At 67.2% G+C, this 844-nt stretch carries 1 protein-coding gene; it reads right to left on the reverse strand.

All coding sequences use genetic code 11. The features are described from left to right. A partial coding sequence (locus tag HUX53_RS36010) for a glycoside hydrolase family 11 protein (RefSeq protein ID WP_176407752.1) occupies window positions 1–692 on the reverse strand: 692 nt, incomplete at its 3' end. Window positions 693–844 lie beyond the last annotated feature (152 nt).

An 844-nucleotide genomic window follows, 5' to 3' on the forward strand; every position in this document is an offset into this window, starting at 1 on the left:
AGATGTGTATATGATTCAGGGTAACCCTCGGTCGCGAGGATCATGTAGTAGTTGAAGCTGCCCAGGTTCATGCCCTTGCCGGCCCAGGCGTCGAAGTGGTTCCCCGTGGTGATCGTCCCGCCGGTGCGCTTCGACTGCCGGACGCTCCAGTACTGCTGGAACGTCTTGGTGCCTTCGACGGACGGGGCGTTGGTGCGGGTCGTCTCGTAGATGTCGTAGGTGCCGCCGTCGCTGTTGACGGTGCCCTTGTAGGTGCCGGTGGGCCGGTAGCTGCCCCAGTTGTCGACGATGTAGTACTCGACGAGCGGGTTGGACGTCCACCCGTAGAGGGCCAGGTAGGCGTTGCCGGACGGGTTGAAGCTGCCCGAGTAGTTCACGGACCGGCGTCCACCGTTGCTCCAGCCCTTGCCCGCGACGAAGTTGCCGACGTTGCTCCAGCTGGTGCTGTAGCTGCCGCCGCCCTTCAGGGTCATGGACGACTGTCCGCCGCCGTCCGACCAGAAGGAGTAGTAGTAGCCGCCGTCGGAGCCGGTCTGGTTCGAGGAGATGGTGGTGTCGGCGTGGGCGGTGCCCGGCAGGAGCGCCGTGGCCGCCAGCGCGACCGCGCAGGCGCCGATGACGGGCTTGGTGCGGACGAGCGACCTCGGCCGGCGGCGTCTGCGGACTTCGGGGGACGTGGGGGTGGTGTTCATGCGGGTGGTTCCTCACTCGTGAGCGCTGGCGGGGGCTGCCAGGCAGCGCGATACGACCAGGCGGGTGCGTCGGCGGCCGGCCTCCCCCCGTCCCTACGACGTGACCTGTCTCGTATCCACATCTCCGCACCCACAAGACAGCACCCACCACC

This window comes from Actinomadura sp. BRA 177, assembly GCF_013372625.1.
Classification (GTDB): domain Bacteria; phylum Actinomycetota; class Actinomycetes; order Streptosporangiales; family Streptosporangiaceae; genus Spirillospora.